This is a genomic window from Tissierella sp., assembly GCF_052089545.1.
Lineage (GTDB): Bacteria > Bacillota > Clostridia > Tissierellales > Tissierellaceae > Tissierella_A.
In genome coordinates, this window is record NZ_JBQDAA010000267.1 from 1 (window position 1) to 2,668 (window position 2,668).

5 protein-coding genes are annotated in these 2,668 nt (G+C 34.7%); all 5 read right to left on the reverse strand.

The window, feature by feature from the left end; genetic code table 11:
* Positions 1-184, reverse strand: a 184-nt coding sequence (locus tag ACTHW2_RS12715; RefSeq protein ID WP_442264266.1) for a hypothetical protein, incomplete at its 3' end; no start/stop codon positions are given.
* A 166-nt stretch (positions 185-350) separates the two neighbouring features.
* Entirely contained in the window at positions 351-575 is a 225-nt protein-coding gene (locus tag ACTHW2_RS12720) for a hypothetical protein (protein ID WP_442264264.1), read from the reverse strand.
* Positions 576-675: 100 nt separating this feature from the next.
* Positions 676-1,206 carry an OB-fold protein gene (locus ACTHW2_RS12725; RefSeq protein ID WP_011681029.1) on the reverse strand — a complete coding sequence of 177 codons (531 nt, stop codon included), beginning with the start codon at positions 1,204-1,206 and terminating at the stop codon, positions 676-678.
* 63 nt (positions 1,207-1,269) lie between these two features.
* Positions 1,270-1,857: a hypothetical protein gene (locus ACTHW2_RS12730; protein WP_011681030.1), complete on the reverse strand. Its 588-nt coding sequence runs from the start codon at positions 1,855-1,857 to the stop codon at positions 1,270-1,272.
* Positions 1,858-2,239: 382 nt separating this feature from the next.
* Positions 2,240-2,668: hypothetical protein (locus ACTHW2_RS12735; protein ID WP_442264265.1), on the reverse strand; the 429-nt coding region annotated here is incomplete at its 5' end.

Here is a 2,668-nt window from a genome sequence, read left to right on the forward strand (position 1 = left end):
TTGTTGCAGGGGCCACGTCGTATTCTTTAGACAGCTGGGTGACGGATTGACCAGCATTATAGAAGGCGATAAGGGTTTCTTTAAATTCTTTTGATATAGCATAATCTAAAACCATGTTAAAAGAAGCTTTAAGTGTCTTGATATAAGAATAAGAATAATTTTCTTTATAATATAATTTTTCCAAAATCTCTAAAATAAAAACAGAGTTAACGTCTGATAATAAAGTCTCTTCACTAACTAAACTTCTAATTTTTTCTTTGCGGTATCTCTTAGTGAGGCAGTTTTAGCTTTTACTGTTTCTTCATAAATTGAAAAATACTCATCTTGGACTTCCCAGAAAGTGATTGAAGCTATTTTGTTTTGCTCATCTTCAACTTTTTGTTTTTCTTTTCAAGCTTTGCATCTATTTTATTATACAATAGCCTAGAAGCTTCATTTTGCGCCCTAGAACTATTTTTATCTAGTGTTACTGATACTTTTTTCCTTATCTTGCCTTTTGTATCTGTATAGCGCTCACAATACTTATATTTACCATTTGGTAAATCTTCTACCCACATTTGATTTTTATACCTCATTTCTGATAAAATGGTATAGTAAAAAGCTTGTTAAAAGCCTTTATACTATTTTATAGTTTAAATCCGCCCCTTGTCGTCAAACTTGAGCGGATTTTTTTGTTTATTTAACTACACCATTATTGAATTCTAAAGACATTACCCAGCCGTCAGACATCGTTACACCATCGCCTTTAGCTTGGAAAGTATAAGTTTGACCAGAAGTAAGTTGTTTTGCCATCTCTTTATTCATATTGACTATTGCTTCTGTATCTTCAAATTGGTTATCAGTGAAATTGCCAGCTTCAATTGTTACATCTGTACCTTCAATTGGATTAGCAGTAACGGATGATACTTTACCTTGAAATTCAAGTAATTTACCTTTATATTTATCATCAGCTGCCGCTCCGTTAGATAAATAATCCTTAATCATTTGTTCAAAAGAAACTGGGGTTGCTGTTTCTTTTTTAGGTTCAGCTGTTTTAATTTTAGAACTTGAGGATGTAGAAGATGTAGAAGTTGATGTTCCGCTTGTGCCTTCGTCTCCTCCTCCAAGTGCGCTACCAATAACCGCTACTACGATTACTACAACAATCCAAAACCATATTCTTTTATAAATTGGTTTTTTAGCTTTAGGAGTTTTTCCATTTTCCATAAGTTTATATTTCCTAACCTAGCTTTTAACGAGAATCAAGACATTGCTCGTAGTTTTACTTATTTAATTAGTTCCCAATAATAGCTGGAATTCTTTTTCTGCCATATTAAAGAAATTATGACTTAGATGATATCGATCCAAAAATTGGTAAACATTAATATCTTCAATTACATCAAAATAACTAATGTAATCTACGATATAATCATGCATTTCTTGCTTATTTATACTAACTTTTATTTCATCTTCAAATATTTCAGTGATAGCTTCATGCAGCTCTAAATATTCATTTTTGATGATTGACTCAGCCAATTCAAAAGGTGCATCTGTTATATTCACAAACACATTGAAATATTCATAGCTTCCCCCATTGGCTATAAATATTTCCCAAAGCAGAAGAATCGCTTCGTGGTTTGCTCTAACTTCTTGTGGATTGATTGCATCAAAATATTTTCCACGATGTTTATCTTTATTAATGATATGAATCAATTCATGAGCAACTTCGAAAGGAGTTGCTTCATCAGAATTATAAATCATTACCCTAGCATCAACATTAATAACTGCCGGTAGTGGCATAGATTTAATATCACATATTTTGAATCCACATTTTTCAATTTCTTCAAGGAGATATTCTAAAAGCTCCTGTCTGCTCATAGAAACCTCCTACTTGTCTTCTAGCTCTTATGTTCAAAATGCTCAATTATAGTATTCTCACTTAACAAGTTTATAAAAAAACTCTCATCAGAACGTATCTGCCCGTATGCTTGGGAGGCGATCGATATCTTACATGGTAATTATATTATCTGAACTTCAAAAAAACTACTACTTTAAATAATTCTATTATAGCGAAAACCTCAGTATAAATTGGTATAGACACCCCATAAAAAATTGTGAGAAGTTGCGCGTGATGTAAGACAACACCTTGTCGTGGCTCTCCAGACGGCAATATAGGGGGCGGGGGTACAATTTAAAAATAGTTCGAGTGTTATCGGGCTATTCTTTGTTTGGGGCGTGCTACGGGCTTATTAGAGGTGTTTTAGTTTGTCTCTTTTGGGCTACCGTCTGGGTTAAGATAGCCTTGTTGAATACCCCATTCAACTTGGCCATCATGCCATCGTTGACGTGCCTCATTCTCAGCTTGCTCACGCGCAACCTCGGGTGAGTCTGCAGGTATGCCACCATAACCCGGTATGTATCCATACTGTTCTTGAGCTTGTTTTAACGTGTCTTGTGGTGGTGTTACTCCGTCATCTTGTGTGATAGGTGCTTGCTCGATTTGTGTTGGTTGTTCCTGCGTTTGAGACGTTTCGCTAGGTGTTTCTTTAGACGAACTTGACGTACTATGGTTTGATACCTTTGTAACTGTCGTAGATTTGTGTTTTACTTCCTTTGTTTTCTTACTGGGTTTCGTGGTTACGATAGCAACAACAATTACAAGGATAGCTAATGGCAATATATACCACTT